Genomic DNA, 16,623 nt, shown 5'->3' with positions numbered 1-16,623 from the left:
CGATCCCCGGGCCCTGACGAGCGAGGCGGTCGCGAGGCGTGAGCACAGGCTCCTCTAGCCTGGGCCCATGCCCACCTCTGAGCCCGACCCTGAGCCCGGCACTGTGCCCGGCCCTGTGCCTGCCCCAGTGCCTGCCCCAGGTGGCCCCGGGACCCGGGGCGAGCTCGTCGACGCCTGGCGCGGATACCTGGCTCTCCAGCGGGGACTGTCCGCCCACACGGTGCGTGCCTACCTCGGTGACCTCGAGGACCTGCTCACCTTCATCGGCGTCGACGAGCAGCCCGAGGCCCCTGTCGGCCCCGCGCTCGCGGGCCTCGACCTGGCCGTGCTGCGGGCGTGGCTGGCCGAGCAGGCCGGCCGCGGCCGGGGCCGCGCGACGATCGCCAGACGCGCTGCGGCGGTACGGACCTTCAGCACCTGGGCCCACCGCACCGGGCTGCTCGCCCAGGACCCCGCCGCACGTCTGCGGTCCCCGCGCGCCGACAACCGCCTGCCGGGGGTCCTCACCGCCGAGCAGGCCGCCGCTCTCCTGGCGGCAGCGGGGCGGCGCGTCACGGAGGCGGCCGCGTCCCCCGACGGCGCCGGCCACGCCCTGGCGGTGCGGAACCTGGCGGTCCTCGAGCTGCTCTACGCCACGGGCGTTCGGGTCTCCGAGCTGTGCGGCCTGGACCTGGGTGACCTCGACCCCTCCCGCCGGACCCTCACCGTCGTGGGCAAGGGGGACAAGGAGCGCACGGTGCCCTACGGGGCTCCGGCCGCCCGGGCGCTCGAGGCCTGGCTCGAGGTGCGCGGGACCCTGGCGGGCCCGCGTGCCGGGGCCGCCCTGTTCCTCGGGGCCCGAGGCGGGCGCCTCGACCCGCGTGCGGCGCGCGAGGTGGTTCACCGCGCCGCCCTCGACTCCGGCGTGCCGGATCTGGGCCCCCACGGGCTGCGCCACAGCGCCGCCACCCACGTCCTGGACGGGGGCGCCGACCTGCGCAGCGTCCAGGAGCTGCTCGGCCACGCCTCGCTGGCCACGACCCAGCGCTACACCCACGTGTCCGCCGAGCGACTCAGGGCCGCCTACGCCCAGGCCTTCCCACGCGCCTGAGGCACCACGTGCACCGCCCCGTCACGCCCCGCCCTCCTCGCCGAGATCGGGACTAATGACACCTCGAGATCGGGGGAAGTGGCACCTCGAGATCGGGGGAAATGACACCTCGAGATCGGGACATATGGCACCTCGAGATCGGGGGATGTGGCACACCGAGACCAGCCACGGCGGCGCGGACCCATGGAGATGGGGCGCCTGGCCCTACGTGGCCGGGGAGGCCCGTCGAGATCTACTTCTCGTTCCTTCGGAGAGGCAGGTCCGACGTCCGGCCGCCGAGCTCCCAACCGCGCCTACCTCGACCGGTCGAGCGAGAACCGACCGGTCATGTAACGGTCGACCGTCTATGTGACAGCAAATTCCCGGTCGAGGTTCACATGACCGGTCGAGGCAGGGCAGGTCCGGAGATGAGAGGCCCCTCCCCGCGCGGTCGGTACGTGGAGTCATGCTTGAGGCCCTTCCCCGGCGTCCGGGGCGGCACGAGCGCGGCCCCGCCGCCGCTTGAGCCCCGCACTCCTCGCCGAGATCGGGGGATATGGCACACCGAGATCCGGGGGCCGTCACACCTCAAGATCGGGGACATGGCACCTCAGGGCCCGCTCGGTTCGCGGGGAGCCGGCGTGGACCGCGCCAGCAGGAGGCGCCGCCCCGCTCACGAGGAGCCGGCTGCTCGGGCTGGGGGCCGCCGAGATCCTCCTGCCAGCCGCCCCGCTCACGAGGAGCCGGCTGACGCGGCCAGCCCCCTGGCGATGAACATGTGCAGGCGGAAGGAACGAGCCATCTGCCGGGTCGAGTGGAAGTTCATGACGACCTGCGCCCCCAGCTCGGGGTAGTAGAAGCAGTGCGTGGCCCACAGCCCGAGGCCGCCGACTCCCACGGGGAGCCTCCGTCGCCGCACGGGGACGAGCTCGTCCAGCCTCAGCACGCACATACCTGTGCCGTAGTAGATACCGGCCCGCAGGCGGCTGCGCGGACGCGACAGGCGGGCCAGCAGAGCAGGGGAGACCAGGCCCTCCTCGTGCACCGCGGTCTGGAGGCGCTCCAGGTCGCCGAGGGTCGTCACCGCCCCGCCGTCGGCCGTTCCCGCGCTCAGGGAGGGCAGGTGGCTGAACTCGTGGCCACGGACCCAGATCGGCGCGATCCGCAGAGTCCTCAGCTCTTCGTCGGTGCAGGTGCAGTGGGGAAAGCCCGTGTGGCTCATCCCGGCCGGGGCCAGGACGTGCTCGCGCAGGAGCTCGGGGTAGGGAGCGCCCGCGACCTCCTCCAGGACGCACTGGAGCAGGGCGTAGCTGGCGTCCCCGTAGGCAAAGCGCCGGCCCGGCGCACCCGTGGGCGCCATCCCCTGCGTCTGCGCCACGACCTCGGCGGTGGTCCACCTCCTGGCAGGGTCGGCGAGCAGGGCGGCCAGGGAGCACTCTGTGCGGTGCCCGCGCGGCGGCAGGACCGGGTCGGGCAGGCCCGAACGATGGGACAGGAGGTGGTCGACCGTGAGCTCGCGGCGCAGGTCGACGCCGGGTGCGGCGGGCAGCCTCGACAGATCGAGCCCCGGGGCCAGGCGGGAGACGGGAACGTCGAGGTCCACAAGGCCGTCCTGGACGAGCCGGGCGGTCAGGACCGCGACAAAGACCTTGCCGACGCTCGCGGTGTGGAAGGGCAGGTCGACGTCGCCGTAGGCCAGGCGCGCGCCAGGTGCCGTGACGAGGACCTGCGGCGCGGGCAGGCGTGGGGCGCGACGGCGGCTCAGGCGGTGCAGCCGTGCGGTGAGGGCGGTGTCGCACCACTGCTGAAAGGGTCCGGGGGACGACGTCATGAGCCACGCTCCTCACTAGACAAATCTCATAGACATATCTAGTAGGTAGGTGGCTTCCTGTCAATCCCTGCGCGTGGAGCCGTTGCGGGCGGCGACGGCGTGCGCGTCGGATGCGGCATCGGCCTCAGGAGTGGGCTGATCGTCTAGCCTCGGGGCGTGGCGAACGTGATCCTCGGCCTGCTCCTGCTGCGTCCCATGAGCCTGTACGACCTCGTGCGTGCCTTCGGTGCCGGGGTCTCGCTGTTCTACTCGGCCAGCGCGGGGAGCATCAAGCGGGCCCTGGACGACCTGGTCGCCCGGGGGCTGGTCGACGTCGACGAGGTGCGCCCGGGCACGCGGGGGCGCAAGGTGCACCGGGTCAACGACGCCGGCCGCAGGGCCTTCGAGGCCTGGATGCGCTCGGAGCTCACCGAGCCGGACGCCGAGCGCGCCGCCCTGTCGCGCCTGTACTTCCTCGGCCTGCTCGACGCCTCGCAGCGGCAGGGGGTCGTCGAGCGCATCCGTCGGCGGATGGAGGCCGACCTGGTTCGCCTCGAGGACCTGGAGCGCGAGATCGACGGCGTCGAGGTCCCCGTGCACCTCGCCGAGGTGGCCCGCTTCCAGCGCATGACCCTGGAGTGGGGGATGGCCGCGCACCGCGGTGCGCTGTCCTGGCTCGACGAGCGGCTGACCCCGTGACCCCGTGAACCCGTGACCCCGTGACTCGTGCCGCCTGCGTCCCGGCGGTCGGCGTGCGGGACGTGCGGCGGTGGGGCTACCCGCCCTCGAGGGGCTTGAGCCTGATGACCGCCGGTGCGAGCAGGCGCAGCGGGTTGACGTAGGTCGTCCGCGAGGTGCGCGCCCCCCAGTGGAGGGCGTCGAGGCCGTCGGCGCGGTGCCCGGTGCGCAGGACCCCGATGACCTGGCCGGCCGTGACCGGCTCGCCGGCGGAGACCGAGGGCTCGACCGGCTCGTAGGTGGTCCGGATCCCGTCGGCGTGGTCGATCGAGACGACCGGGCGGCCGGCCACCATCCCGGCGAAGGCCACGGTGCCCGTCCCCGCCGCCCGGACCGGGGATCCGGCGGGCAGGTCCAGGTCGACACCCCGGTGCCCCCGGCCCCAGGTGACTGCCGGCGGGTCGAAGGGCTCGAGGACTCGCACCGGGCCGCCGGTGGGCCAGGAGTAGCCCGAGCGGGGAGCGGGACGTAGGTCGGTCTGCCCCTCTCCCGGCGAGGCGGCGAAGGGCCGGCCGGGGCTCTCGGCCCAGGTCGCGGGCGACGGCGCCAGGCCCCCGGGTGCAAGGAGCGCGGTGCAGGCCGCGGCGGCACCCAGGCGGGTCAGCGGTGAGCGTGTCCGCCTCGTCGTGTTCATGTCACCAGGGTCGGCGACCACGGCGCGGGGACGCAGGCGGGCCGGCCCGCACCTGTGGACGAGGGGTGCGCTGCCGGTGCCTGTGGAGCACCTCGGCCCGAGAGGTGCCGCGAGACCGCGGGTGACGGGAATGACATCGACGACGTCGTCTCGTGCCCGTCAGGCCGCCGAAAAGCCAGGTCCGCTGTGGTAGCGTCGCCCACGCAGTTGCCTGCACTCCGCCTCCTGTCGGGCTGGCCCGTCGGGGACGGGGAGCATGCGACTGACTTCGCGTGCTCGCACCCGCGCCCTGCTCGCAGGGGGCGGGACCGTCCTTTCGGACGTCGCGGCCGAGGTCCCGCGCCGTCCAGGCGGAGCGGGTGGTCGCGCGTCGCGGGCGCCAGGCCCCGATCCGTGCCGGTCCCCTCCGGCGCGGAGCCGCTGCCCGCACCCGGGTCCAACGGTCTCAGGGGAAGAACCAATCCAGACCAGGGGCGCCGCCGGGCCACGGCGGCACACCGCCCCACGACTCACAGCTCGTCCGGCAACCTCCGGGCGCGCACGAAAGGACCGTCATGGCGATCGTGACCATGCGCCAGCTCCTCGACTCCGGTGTCCACTTCGGCCACCAGACCCGCCGTTGGAACCCGAAGATGAAGCGCTTCATCCTCACCGAGCGCAACGGCATCTACGTCATCGACCTGCAGCAGACCGTGGACGGCATCAACACCGCCTACGACTTCGTCAAGGAGACCGTCGCCCGCGGGGGCAACATCCTGTTCGTCGGCACCAAGAAGCAGGCCCAGGCGGCCGTGGCCGAGCAGGCCCAGCGCGTCGGCATGCCCTACGTCAACCAGCGCTGGCTGGGCGGCATGCTCACCAACTTCTCCACCGTGCGCGCCCGCCTCGAGCGCATGAAGGAGCTCGAGCAGATCGACTTCGACGACGTGGCCGGATCGGGCCGCACGAAGAAGGAGCTGCTCATGATGCGCCGCGAGAAGGACAAGCTCGTCAAGACCCTCGGCGGCATCCGCGACATGTCCAAGCTCCCCGCGGCGATCTGGGTGGTCGACACCAAGAAGGAGCACCTGGCGATCTCCGAGGCCCAGAAGCTCGGCATCCCCGTCGTGGCCGTCCTTGACACCAACTGCGACCCCGACGAGGTCACCTACGGCGTCCCGGGCAACGACGACGCCATCCGCGCCGTGGCCCTGCTCACCCGCGTCGTGGCCGACGCCGCCGCCGAGGGCCTCGTCGCCCGCTCCGCGGGCCGCGTCCGCACCGGCCAGGAGGCCGAGGTCGCCCCCGTGGACGCCGAGCCCCTGCCCGAGTGGGAGGCCCAGCTGCTGGCCGGGGCCGAGGAGGTCGCCCCCGCTGACGCCGTCCCCGCCGAGGGCGAGACCGTCGTCGATGCCGCTGCCCAGGCCTGAGCAGGCCTGAGCAGGGCACCCGATCAGTCACCACAGACAGGAAGCACATATGGCGAACTACACCACCGCTGACATCAAGGCGCTGCGCGAGAAGACCGGCGCGGGCATGCTCGACGTCAAGAAGGCGCTCGACGAGGCCGGCGGCGACGTCGACAAGGCCATCGAGATCATCCGGGTCAAGGGCCTCAAGGGCATCGCCAAGCGTGAGGGCCGCGCGGCCTCCGCGGGCCTGATCGCCGCCCGCGTCGTCGACGCCGACGGCGGCCAGACCGGCGTGCTCGTCGAGATCAACGCCGAGACGGACTTCGTGGCCAAGAACGAGAAGTTCCTCGACTTCGCCGACAAGGTCCTTTCCGCCGCCATCGACTCCGGCGCCGAGAGCGCCGAGGCGCTGGCCGAGGTCGAGGTCGACGGCGCCACCGTCAAGGACCTCACCGACGGGATGCAGGCCGTCATCGGCGAGAAGATCGTCGTGCGCCGCCTGGGTCGCCTGTCGGCGCCCAGGGTCGAGCTCTACCTCCACCGGACCAACCCCGACCTGCCCGCGCAGGTGGGCGTCCTCGTGGGGACCGACGACAAGGCGGCCGAGGTCGCGCACGACGTCGCCATGCACGTCGCCGCCTACTCCCCGGCCTACGCCACCCGCGAGGAGGTCCCCTCCGAGGTCGTCGACAAGGAGCGCGCCATCGCCGAGGAGACCACCCGCGCCGAGGGCAAGCCCGAGAAGGCGATCCCCAAGATCGTCGAGGGCCGCCTGGGCGGGTTCTTCAAGGAGAACGTCCTGGTCGAGCAGGCCTTCGCCAAGGACCCCAAGACGACGGTCGGCAAGGTCGTCGAGGCCACCGGCGGCGAGCTGACCGGCTTCGTCCGCTTCCGCGTCGGCGCCTGAGCGCCCGCTGAGGCGACGCGAGCGACCCTGCTCGGCCCTGAGCCGCCGTCCAGCCCGGACCCCCGCGAGCCCACGCCGCGGGGGTCCGGCGCGTTCCCGGTGCCCGGACGCGGTACGCTGTGCCGAGCGTCAGCGCACGACCGCAACACGATCCCAGGAGGAACCACGCATGAGCGAGTCCCCGGCCCGCGACGACCGCGTCGCCCACGGCGAGCACCCGCGTCGGATCCTGCTCAAGCTCTCAGGCGAGGTCTTCGGAGGCGGGCAGGTGGGGCTCGACCCCGACGTCGTGTCCGACGCGGCCCGCCAGATCGCCGACGCCGTGCGCGCCGGCGTCCAGGTCGCCGTGGTCGTGGGCGGCGGCAACTTCTTCCGCGGCGCCCAGCTCTCCGCCCGGGGGATGGACCGTGCCCGCGCCGACTACATGGGCATGCTCGGCACGGTCATGAACGCACTGGCCCTCCAGGACTTCATCGAGAAGGCCGGGGTGCCCGCCCGGGTCCAGTCCGCCATCGCGATGACCCAGGTCGCCGAGCCCTACGTCCCGCTGCGGGCGATCCGCCACATGGAGAAGGGGCGTGTCGTCGTCTTCGGCGCCGGAGCCGGGCTGCCCTACTTCTCCACCGACACGGTCTCGGCCCAGCGGGCCCTGGAGACCCACTGCACCGAGCTCCTCGTGGGCAAGAACGGCGTCGACGGCGTCTACACCGCGGACCCGCGCAAGGACCCTGACGCCCGCCTGCTCACCGAGCTCACCTACGAGCGGGCCCTGGCCGAGGGCCTCCAGGTGGTCGACGCCTCGGCCTTCGCCCTGTGCCGCGACAACGACCTGACGATGCGCGTGTTCGGCATGGGCCAGGACGGCTCGATCACCCGCGCCCTGCTCGGTGAGCGGATCGGCACCCTCGTCAGGCGCGGCTGAGCGCGACGACGCGAGCCCACCCCGGACCTACCGACACCACCCACGACACGACACAGGAGCCCCCATGATCGACGACGTTCTGCTCGAGGCCGAGGACAGGATGGACAAGGCCCTGGAGGCCGCCAAGCACGAGCTCGCGGCCATCCGCACCGGCCGGGCCAACCCGGCTATGTTCAACTCGATCATGGTCGACTACTACGGGGCCCCCACCCCGCTCCAGCAGCTCGCCTCCATCACGATCCCCGAGGCCCGTACGGTCCTGGTCAACCCCTTCGACCGCTCGGCCATGAAGGCGCTGACCACCGCGATCCGCGAGTCGGACCTGGGTGTCAACCCCACCGACGACGGCACGGTCATCCGCGTCACCCTGCCCGCCCTGACCGAGGAGCGACGTCGGGACTACGTCAAGCTGGCGCGCTCGCGGGCCGAGGAGTCGCGCGTCCAGGTCCGTGGCGTGCGCGCCAAGTCCAAGAAGGAGCTCGAGGCGATCAAGAAGGACGGCGCCGCCGGCGAGGACGAGGTCAAGCGGGCCGAGGCCGAGCTCGACGCCCTGACCAAGCGCCACGTCGAGAAGATCGACGCCGCCCTGGCCTCCAAGGAGGCCGAGCTCCTCGAGGTCTGAGCCCTCCGCGTGACGAGACCGATCGTGACCGCGCTGGCCACGCTGCTGTCCCCGCCCCCGACCCCCAACCGGGTGCCGCTGCCCTCGACCGGGAGGGCCGGGCGCAACCTGCCCGCAGCGGTCGGGGTGGCGGCGGCGCTTATCGCCCTCATCATCGCCTCCCTGGTCGTCAACAAGGTCGCCTTCCTCGCCCTGGTCGTCCTGGCCGTGTGCGGCGCCCTGTGGGAGCTGGCAGGCGCCTTCGCCCGCAAGGACATCCGCCTGCCGCTGGCCCCCCTGTGGCTGGGGACGCTCGGGGTCGTCGTCTCGGCCTGGACCCTGGGCGCCGAGACCGCCCTCGGCGCCTACATGGCCACCGCCGGGGCCTGCGTCCTGTGGTGCTTCATGGACCAGGCCGAGGCGGAGTCGGGCAGCCCCCTGGAGGACCCCGACCACGACGTGCCGCGCACCGACGCCCACGACGCCGTGCGCCGCTCCCGGTCGGTCGACGCTGCCGCCTCGATCTTCGCGGCCACCTACCTGCCGTTCCTGGCGGGCTTCGCGGTCCTGCTCGTGGCCCAGGACCAGGGCGTGGGCAAGGTGCTCATGCTCTTCGCCCTGCCCATCGCCAACGACACCGGAGGATGGCTCGCCGGCATCACCTTCGGACGCCACCCGATGGCGCCCTCGGTGTCGCCCAAGAAGTCCTGGGAGGGCTTCGTCGGCTCGATGGTCGCGGCCGTGGCCGCGGGCGCGGGCTGCGTGTGGGCGCTCGACGGCCCGGTGTGGGCCGGCGCCGTCCTGGGCGCCATGACCGTGGTCGTCTCCACCCTGGGGGACCTGGGGGAGTCCTTGCTCAAGCGCGACCTCGGCCTCAAGGACATGGGCACCCTCCTTCCCGGCCACGGCGGCCTCATGGACCGTCTCGACTCGATCCTCGTGGCCGCCCCGGTCGTCTACGTCTTCAGCCTCCTCGTCGGCTGAGGAGCCGTCCGCCCGGCCACCGGCGCAGCAGGCCTGCTGCGCCCCCGCCCGCCCAGCGGGTACCCTCGTCAACCGACCGCCCTGCGAACCGTCCGCGCCCCGACCCGAGAGGACCTGCCCGCCCGTGACACCCACGCGCGACACCAGCCGCCGTCGGCGCCCCGAGCCGGTGGCGCTTCGACGCGCCCCCGCGGGTCCGGCGCCCGGCGAGGTCCAGGTCATGCCCACCGACCAGCCCCCCGAGGGCGCGACCGATCCGGCCGCCGTCCCGAGGCTGTCCTTCGCCGTGCCCCCCGCCCGGGGGCGCGCGCCGCGGCACCTGGCCGACCTCGACCTCGCAGGACGCGCGCAGGCCCTGGCCGCCTCCGGGCTGCCCGCCTACCGGGCCGACCAGCTCTCCCGCCACTACTTCACCCGCATGACCCGCAGCGCCGCGGACATGACCGACCTGCCCGCAGGCCAGCGCGAGCAGCTGTGCGCCGAGCTCCTGCCCGAGCTGCTCACCGAGGTCCGTGCCCTGCGCGCCGACGGGGGGCGCACGGTCAAGCACCTGTGGGAGCTGCACGACGGCGTGCGCGTGGAGTCGGTCCTCATGCGCTACAAGGACCGCACGACCCTGTGCGTGTCGAGCCAGGCGGGCTGCGGCATGGCCTGTCCCTTCTGCGCCACCGGGCAGATGGGCCTGACACGCAACCTGACCACCGGCGAGATCATCGAGCAGGTGCGCCGGGCCGCGCGGCTGTCGGCCGGCGGCGGCCTGAGCGGAGGGCCTGCCCGCCTGAGCAACGTCGTGTTCATGGGCATGGGGGAGCCCCTGGTCAACTACAAGAACGTCGTCGCCGCCCTCCACCGGCTCATCGACCCCGCGCCCGAGGGCTTCGGGCTGTCGGCCCGCGCCGTGACCGTCTCGACGGTCGGCCTCGTCCCGCTCATCAGGCGACTGTCGGGGGAGGGGATGCCGGTGACCCTGGCGGTGTCCCTCCACGCGCCCGACGACGAGCTGCGCGACGCCCTCATCCCGGTCAACTCACGGTGGAAGGTCGGTGAGCTGCTCGACGCCGCCCACGACTACTTCACCGCGACGGGACGTCGGGTGTCCATCGAGTACGCGCTCATCAAGGACATGAACGACCACCCCTGGCGCGCCCGGATGCTGGCTGACGAGCTGGCTGCACGGGGCTCGGGGTGGGCGCACGTCAACCCCATTCCCCTCAACCCCACCCCAGGCTCGATCTGGACCTGCTCGACCCAGGAGGTCCAGGACACCTTCGTCGACACGCTGCGCCGTGCCGGCATCACGACCACGGTGCGCGACACTCGTGGAAGCGACATCGACGGCGCCTGCGGCCAGCTGGCCACCGAGGTGCTCGATCAGGAAAGGGCGATGAGGACTCGATGAGAGAGATGTTCCCCCGTGCGGGGCTCCTCAGGCGGGGCTACCGCCGTGAGCAGGTCAACAACTACTTCCAGACCGCTCATGAGATCTACGACGCCGGCGAGCTCGACGAGATGGACTCCGAGGGCGTGCGGACCGTCGCCTTCGACATCGTGCGCGGCGGGTACCGGCCCGACGCCGTCGACGCCGCCCTCGACCGCCTCGAGGCGGCCTTCCTCCAGCGACGACGGGCGGAGTACGTGGCCGAGCACGGGCGCAAGGCCTGGATGGACGAGGTCGCCCAGCTCGCCACGACCCTCTACCCGCGCCTCCTGCGCCCCGCGGGGGAGCGCTTCGCCACAGCGCGTCGCCGCGGGTACTCCAAGACCGACGTCGACGCCCTCATGGACCGCATCGCGGCCTACTTCGACTCGGACGGCACCCTGACGGCCGCGGAGGTGCGTGCCTCGGTCTTCGCCGTGACCTCGAGGGCCAAGGCCTACGACGAGACGAGCGTGGACCGCTACCTGGCCCGCGTCGTCGAGGTCCTCCTGTCCGTCGAGTGATGACAGGGCGCACCGGGTGGGAACGCCCCCGGTGCGCGCGCACGTCCAGGAAGGGAAGGCTCATGACCCACGACTGCCCGCGGCTGGTCCTGCTCGGGTCCACCGGATCGATCGGCACCCAGGCGCTGGAGGTCGTCGGCCGCCTGGGCGGGCGCGCCCCGCGCGTGGTCGGCCTCGCGGCGGGGGGCTCCCGCCTCGGCCTGCTGGCCGAGCAGGCGGTCGCCCACGGGGTGCCGTCACTGGCCGTGTCCGACGCATCGGCCGCGCTCGTGGCGGACCTGAGGGCCGCCCTGGCCGCGGCCTCCGAGCGCCTGGGCCTGCCCGACCCGGTCCGTGAGATCCACGTCGGCCCCGGTGCCGCCACCGACCTCATCGGGGCCGCCGAGCTCGGGCCGCAGGACACCGTCCTCAACGGGATCACCGGCTCGGTCGGACTGCGTCCGACCCTGGCGGCCCTGGCCAGCGGTGCCAGGCTCGCGCTGGCCAACAAGGAGTCCCTCGTCGTGGGCGGCTCGCTCGTGCGCCGGGCGCTGCGTCGACCCGGCCAGGTCGTGCCTGTCGACTCCGAGCACTCGGCCATCGCCCAGGCCCTGGCCTCAGGACGCCACGAGAAGGGCCTGACCAGCCCGGTGCTCTCCGGGCGCTCCGAGGTCCGCCGCCTGGTCCTGACCGCCTCGGGAGGCCCCTTCCGGGGCCGCACCCGCGACGAGCTGCGCGGGGTGAGCGCCGCCCAGGCCCTGGCGCACCCGACCTGGGCGATGGGGCCGGTGGTCACCGTCAACTCCTCGACCCTGGTCAACAAGGGCCTTGAGCTCATCGAGGCCCACCTGCTGTTCGACATCGACCCCGCGCAGGTCGTCGTCGTCGTCCACCCCCAGTCGGTCATCCACTCGATGGTCGAGTTCGTCGACGGCGCCACGATCGCCCAGGCCTCCCCGCCCGACATGCGCCTGCCGATCGCCCTGGGCCTGACCTGGCCCGAGCGCCCGGACCTGTCGGGCCTCGTGACCCCCAACGAGTGGGAGGCCCCCACGGCGTGGACCTTCGAGCCGCTGGACGGCCGGACCTTCCCGGCCGTCGACCTGGCCCGCCAGGCGGTGTCCGCCTCGGCCACCCACCCGGCGGTCCTCAACGCGGCCAACGAGCAGGCGGTCGCCGCCTTCCTGGCGGGCGGCCTGGAGTGGCACGAGATCGTCGAGGTCGTGCGCGCCGTCCTCGAGGAGCACCCGGGCTGCGGCCCGAAGGGCGAACCCGCCCTCGAGGAGGTGCTCGAGACCGAGACCTGGGCGCGGGCCAGGGCCGATGAGCTCATCTCCCGGCGTCCGACCCACTGAGCAGGAGCACGCATGACTCACACGCTGGCATACGTCCTCGGCGTCCTCGTCCTCGTCCTGGGCGTGGCCGTGTCGGTGGCGCTCCACGAGCTGGGGCACATGATCCCGGCCAAGCGCTTCGGGGTGAAGGTCCCGGAGTACTTCATCGGCTTCGGCCCCAGGATCTGGTCGACCAGGCGAGGAGAGACCGAGTACGGGGTCAAGGCGATCTGGCTGGGCGGGTACGTCAAGCTGCTGGGAATGCTCCCGCCCGCGCCCCCCGACCGGCCCGACAAGCCCGGCTCGATGATCGACGAGGCGCGCCGGGAGTCCCTGGCGGAGCTGGCCGAGGAGGACCGGGACCGTGCCTTCTACCGTCTGAGCGTGCCCCGCAAGCTCATCGTCATGGCCGGAGGGATCCTCACCAACCTCGTGCTCGGTGTGGTCTGCCTCGTCCTGGCCGTGGGTGTCGTGGGCCAGCCCGCCCGCACCTCGACCCTGGGCTCGGTGACGTCCTGCCTGCCCACCGACGCCTCAGGGCAGGACGCACCGGTCGAGGACTGCGCCGCTGAGGAGAAGACCCCCGCGGTGAGGGCCGGCCTGCGCGCAGGCGACACGATCGTGTCCTGGGACGGGAGCACCACGAGCACGTGGGCCGAGGTCCAGGAGGCGATCGGCGCCTCAGGCACGCGCGCCGTCGAGGTCGTCATCGAGCGCGACGGGGCCCGCCGGACCCTGAGCGTCACCCCCGTCGAGGTCAGCCGGCCCGTGACCGACGACAACGGCGCCCCGGTCACCGGTGCCGACGGCGAGCAGCTCACGCAGATGCGCCCCTACGTCGGCATCGGCCCGGCACTGGGCACCGTGCGCGTCCCGCCCTCCCAGCTGCCGGCGGTCGTGGGGCAGGCCGTGACCGGCACCCTCAAGGCGATCGCCACCCTGCCGGTGGGCCTCGTCCACTCGGTGGCCGCGGGCCTGGGCATCGAGGAGCGCTCGAGCGAGGGCCTGGTCTCGCTCGTGGGGATCGGGCGCATGGCCGGGGAGACGACGGCGGCGGGCGCAGGCAGCGGCACGGTGCCCCTGTCGGTGCGCGTGTCCGCCATGCTCTCCCTGCTGGGCGCGCTCAACCTCGCGCTGTTCGCCTTCAACCTCGTGCCGCTGCCTCCCCTGGACGGAGGGCACGTGGCAGGGGCCTGCTGGGAGGGGCTGCGTCGCCTCCTGGCCCGGATGCGCGGGCGGCCCGACCCCGGCCACGTCGACACCGCCCGCCTCCTGCCGGTAGGCCAAGCGGTCTTCGTCCTGCTCGTCATCATGGCGGCCGTGCTCATCTGGGTCGACATCGTCGCCCCCCTGTGACCGGTGCACCGGTGGTCGTGCGCCCCAACGGGCTGTGCTCCCCGCCGGGTCCTGGTCCCCGTAGCCGGGTGGCGGAGCGCTGCCTAGCCTCGCGACATGACCGACTACGAACTCCTCCTGGCCTCCAGCACGGCCGGGGAGCCGCCCCAGGGCACCCTGCGCGTCATCGACGTCCTGCGGTCCGTGCCCGTGCTCGTCGTCGTGCTCCTGTTCTCGGTGCTCATCCCGGTCATCCCCCGCCTCGAGCTGGGCGCCGGCTTCCTGACGATGCTCTACGTCTGCGGCATCGCACCGTTCGCCTTCGGGGCGACGGTCGCCCTCATCCTTGTCCTGTGCCGGGTGGGCCGGGACGAGCGTCCCGTGCCGGTGGCGACCGCGGTGGCCGTGTGGGTCATCGTCCTCAACGCCCTTGTCGTGACGCTGTGCGTGGTCGACACCGACTTCGAGTCCGACTTCCCCTCCGTGGCCCAGCGTCTCGTGTCCGAGCCCGTCGCCGAGCTCCTCTCCGGCCTCGCCGTCTGTGTCAGCCCGGTGGCCGTGGTCGCCGCCTGGCTGGTTGCGATCATCACAGGCAGGCGGGCCGTGGCCGCCCGCGACCGGGCGCGGCTGTCCCACCTGGCCCCGGTGGTGGTGACCGGAGGGCAACCGGGGGGACCTTCACCACACCCCGGGCACCCGGCCCCCCGTGCTGTGGGTGTTGCGCGGGTGCCATACTGAGCGGGTGAGTCAAGCCATCTCCCTCGGAATCCCCACCGTGCGCGAGGAGCGCCCCGTCCTGGCGCCGCGCCGGCCCACACGCACGATCCGGGTGGGCGACCTTGAGGTCGGGGGTGACGCGCCGGTCACCGTGCAGTCGATGACGACGACCAAGACCCACGACATCGGCGCCACCCTCCAGCAGATCGCCGAGCTGACGGCCGCCGGCTGCGACATCGTCCGCGTGGCCTGTCCCACCGACAAGGACGCCGAGGCGCTGCCCGTCATCGCCAGGCAGTCGCGCATCCCGGTCATCGCCGACATCCACTTCAACCCCAAGTACGTCTACGCCGCCATCGAGGCCGGCTGCGGGGCGGTGCGCGTCAACCCCGGCAACATCCGCAAGTTCGACGACCAGGTCGCCGGGATCTGCAGGGCGGCCGCCGACGCCGGGGTCTCCCTGCGCATCGGGGTCAACGCCGGGTCCCTCGACCCGCGCCTGCTCAAGAAGCACGGCCGGGCCACGCCCGAGGCCCTCGTCGAGTCCGCCGTGTGGGAGGCGGGGCTCTTCGAGGAGAACGACTTCCACGACTTCAAGATCTCGGTCAAGCACCACGACGTCGTCACGATGGTCCAGGCCTACCAGCTGCTCGCCGAGCAGGGGGACTGGCCCCTCCACCTCGGTGTCACCGAGGCCGGCCCCGCCTTCCAGGGCACCATCAAGTCCTGTGCCGCCTTCGGCACCCTCCTGGCCCAGGGCATCGGGGACACGATCCGGGTGTCCCTGTCCGCCCCGCCGGTCGAGGAGGTCAAGGTCGGCACCAAGCTCCTGGAGTTCATGGGGCTGCGCGAGCGCAAGCTCGAGATCGTCTCGTGCCCCTCGTGCGGGCGGGCCCAGGTCGACGTGTGGACCCTGGCCGATCAGGTCGAGGAGGGCCTCAAGAACGTGACCGCCCCTCTGCGCGTGGCGGTCATGGGCTGCGTCGTCAACGGTCCCGGTGAGGCCAGGGAGGCCGACCTCGGCTGCGCCTCGGGCAACGGCAAGGGCCAGATCTTCGTGCGGGGCAAGGTCGTCGAGACCGTGCCCGAGGACCAGGTCGTCGAGACCCTCCTGCGCCACGCCGAGGCCATGGCCGACCAGATGCGCGCCGAGCTCGGCGAGGACGCCCTTGAGGGCACCGCACCGAGCGTCGTCGCAGGCGCCTGATCCAGGTCCCACCCGCTGCCGCGGGCGAGCACCGTGAGGCTCCTTCGCGCCCGGCCCACCGCGGTGGGCCCCAACCAGGTGGCAGGGGTCATGTCCCTGTGCGCCCTCCAGCCCGAGCTGGGGCTCGCCCTGGCCGGCCAGATCTCGAGGTGGGACCGATGGGGCAGCGGTGACGTCGTCGTCCTGGGCCGTCCCGCCCGCCCGGAGGCGGCGGCCTGGTCGACCGGAAGCCTCCTGCCCCTGGGGCTGGCACCCCGCCCCGGCACCGGTCACGAGGGGGCAGGCAGAGGCGGGGCCCGCGCCCTGGCCGAGCACGCCGGGGCCCGCCTGACCCGCAACGGCTCGGTGGCCGGGCCGCGCTCCGACGTCGCCGCGGTGTGGGAGCACCTCGAGGGGGCGGGGCTGCGGGCCCGCGAGGCCAGGTGGGTCCAACCGGTCCTGCGCGCCCCCGACCCACCCGGGGGGATGCTCCCGGCGGCGCTCGGCAGGCGGGGCCTGGAGTGGGTGGCCCGGGGGCTGCGCCGGGCCGTCCCCGCGCTCACCCACCTGGTCCTGCCCGCCTCGGTCGACATGTTCACCGCCGAGCTCGGTTACGACCCGACCTCCGCCGGGGGCTCCTACGCGCGGCACGTGTCGTGGCTCGTGGAGACCGGTCGCACCTACGTCCTGCTCGACGACGGGCGGGGCGGACCGGCCAGGGCGGGAGCCCCGGCGCGGGTCGTCTTCAAGGCCGATGTCGGAGCCCTGTGGCGGCCGGTCCCGGGCAGGGGCTGGGGCGCCGCCCAGCTGACCGGGGTGTGGACGCACGCCGACCTGCGCGGCCAGGGCATCGCCACCGTGGCCCTGGCCGCAGTGGTCGACGCCGTGCGCAGGGACCACGTGGGGCGGGGCGGGTCGGTGAGCCTGTACGTCAACGACTTCAACACGGCGGCCCTCGGGCTCTACCGAGGGCTCGGCTTCCACCGGGTGGGGACCTACGCCACGATCCTGCTCTAGAGGACCTCCTCGCAGGGGGCCGGCGGTTGCGGGCGGTCGGTGAGCACCTGGTGGCGGC

Annotated in this window: 16 protein-coding genes; 14 read left to right on the top strand and 2 right to left on the bottom strand. The window is 73.2% G+C overall.

All coding sequences use genetic code 11. The features are described from left to right. Positions 1–67 precede the first annotated feature (67 nt). Positions 68–1,090: a tyrosine recombinase XerC gene (locus EL245_RS03890; protein WP_126381947.1), complete on the top strand. Its 1,023-nt coding sequence runs from the start codon at positions 68–70 to the stop codon at positions 1,088–1,090. Between the two features lie 712 nt (positions 1,091–1,802). On the opposite strand, the gene EL245_RS03885 is transcribed toward EL245_RS03890, so the two are convergent. Next, positions 1,803–2,900 (bottom strand): serine hydrolase domain-containing protein, encoded by a 1,098-nt coding sequence (locus EL245_RS03885; RefSeq protein WP_126381946.1) that lies wholly within the window; start codon positions 2,898–2,900, stop codon positions 1,803–1,805. A gap of 156 nt (positions 2,901–3,056) precedes the next feature. Between EL245_RS03885 and EL245_RS03880 the strand changes: the two genes are divergently transcribed. Then, positions 3,057–3,578, top strand: a complete 522-nt coding sequence (locus EL245_RS03880; protein ID WP_126381945.1) for a PadR family transcriptional regulator — start codon at positions 3,057–3,059, stop codon at positions 3,576–3,578. A 76-nt stretch (positions 3,579–3,654) separates the two neighbouring features. On the opposite strand, the gene EL245_RS03875 is transcribed toward EL245_RS03880, so the two are convergent. Then, positions 3,655–4,251 (bottom strand): M23 family metallopeptidase, encoded by a 597-nt coding sequence (locus EL245_RS03875; protein WP_126381944.1) that lies wholly within the window; start codon positions 4,249–4,251, stop codon positions 3,655–3,657. A 554-nt stretch (positions 4,252–4,805) separates the two neighbouring features. Here EL245_RS03875 and rpsB point away from each other — a divergent pair. The 12 genes from rpsB (at position 4,806) to EL245_RS03815 (ending at position 16,565) form a co-directional block, all read left to right on the top strand. Continuing rightward, on the top strand, positions 4,806–5,660 hold the full coding sequence (gene rpsB, locus EL245_RS03870; protein ID WP_126381943.1) for a 30S ribosomal protein S2: 855 nt from the start codon (positions 4,806–4,808) through the stop codon (positions 5,658–5,660). A 49-nt stretch (positions 5,661–5,709) separates the two neighbouring features. Next, complete coding sequence (gene tsf / locus EL245_RS03865; protein ID WP_126381942.1) at positions 5,710–6,549, top strand: translation elongation factor Ts; 840 nt, start codon at positions 5,710–5,712, stop codon at positions 6,547–6,549. A 169-nt stretch (positions 6,550–6,718) separates the two neighbouring features. After that, the gene (gene pyrH / locus EL245_RS03860; RefSeq protein WP_126381941.1) at positions 6,719–7,471 is read left to right on the top strand and encodes a UMP kinase; all 753 of its coding nucleotides are present in this window, start codon (positions 6,719–6,721) and stop codon (positions 7,469–7,471) included. A 64-nt stretch (positions 7,472–7,535) separates the two neighbouring features. Continuing rightward, complete coding sequence (gene frr, locus EL245_RS03855) at positions 7,536–8,093, top strand: ribosome recycling factor (RefSeq protein WP_126381940.1); 558 nt, start codon at positions 7,536–7,538, stop codon at positions 8,091–8,093. 33 nt (positions 8,094–8,126) lie between these two features. Continuing rightward, positions 8,127–9,056 carry a phosphatidate cytidylyltransferase gene (locus tag EL245_RS03850; protein WP_126383991.1) on the top strand — a complete coding sequence of 310 codons (930 nt, stop codon included), beginning with the start codon at positions 8,127–8,129 and terminating at the stop codon, positions 9,054–9,056. Positions 9,057–9,276: 220 nt separating this feature from the next. Beyond that, the gene (rlmN, locus tag EL245_RS03845) at positions 9,277–10,455 is read left to right on the top strand and encodes a 23S rRNA (adenine(2503)-C(2))-methyltransferase RlmN (RefSeq protein ID WP_408608398.1); all 1,179 of its coding nucleotides are present in this window, start codon (positions 9,277–9,279) and stop codon (positions 10,453–10,455) included. Further along, the gene (locus EL245_RS03840; protein ID WP_126381938.1) at positions 10,452–10,997 is read left to right on the top strand and encodes a DivIVA domain-containing protein; all 546 of its coding nucleotides are present in this window, start codon (positions 10,452–10,454) and stop codon (positions 10,995–10,997) included. The genes rlmN and EL245_RS03840 overlap by 4 nt, the downstream gene beginning before the upstream one ends. A 62-nt stretch (positions 10,998–11,059) precedes the next feature. Continuing rightward, positions 11,060–12,331: a 1-deoxy-D-xylulose-5-phosphate reductoisomerase gene (dxr, locus tag EL245_RS03835; protein ID WP_126381937.1), complete on the top strand. Its 1,272-nt coding sequence runs from the start codon at positions 11,060–11,062 to the stop codon at positions 12,329–12,331. Between the two features lie 12 nt (positions 12,332–12,343). Continuing rightward, positions 12,344–13,666 (top strand): M50 family metallopeptidase, encoded by a 1,323-nt coding sequence (locus EL245_RS03830; RefSeq protein WP_126381936.1) that lies wholly within the window; start codon positions 12,344–12,346, stop codon positions 13,664–13,666. A gap of 96 nt (positions 13,667–13,762) precedes the next feature. Further along, positions 13,763–14,383 carry a hypothetical protein gene (locus EL245_RS03825; RefSeq protein ID WP_126381935.1) on the top strand — a complete coding sequence of 207 codons (621 nt, stop codon included), beginning with the start codon at positions 13,763–13,765 and terminating at the stop codon, positions 14,381–14,383. A 4-nt stretch (positions 14,384–14,387) separates the two neighbouring features. Then, positions 14,388–15,569: a flavodoxin-dependent (E)-4-hydroxy-3-methylbut-2-enyl-diphosphate synthase gene (gene ispG / locus EL245_RS03820; RefSeq protein ID WP_126381934.1), complete on the top strand. Its 1,182-nt coding sequence runs from the start codon at positions 14,388–14,390 to the stop codon at positions 15,567–15,569. Between the two features lie 33 nt (positions 15,570–15,602). Beyond that, entirely contained in the window at positions 15,603–16,565 is a 963-nt protein-coding gene (locus tag EL245_RS03815; RefSeq protein WP_408608389.1) for a GNAT family N-acetyltransferase, read from the top strand. Positions 16,566–16,623: the final 58 nt, after the last annotated feature.

Origin of the sequence: Actinomyces howellii, assembly GCF_900637165.1 — a bacterium.
In the GTDB taxonomy this organism is placed as follows: Bacteria; Actinomycetota; Actinomycetes; order Actinomycetales; family Actinomycetaceae; genus Actinomyces; species Actinomyces howellii.
Note: the sequence above shows the minus strand (reverse complement) of the source record. Positions and strands in the feature narration are given on the sequence as shown.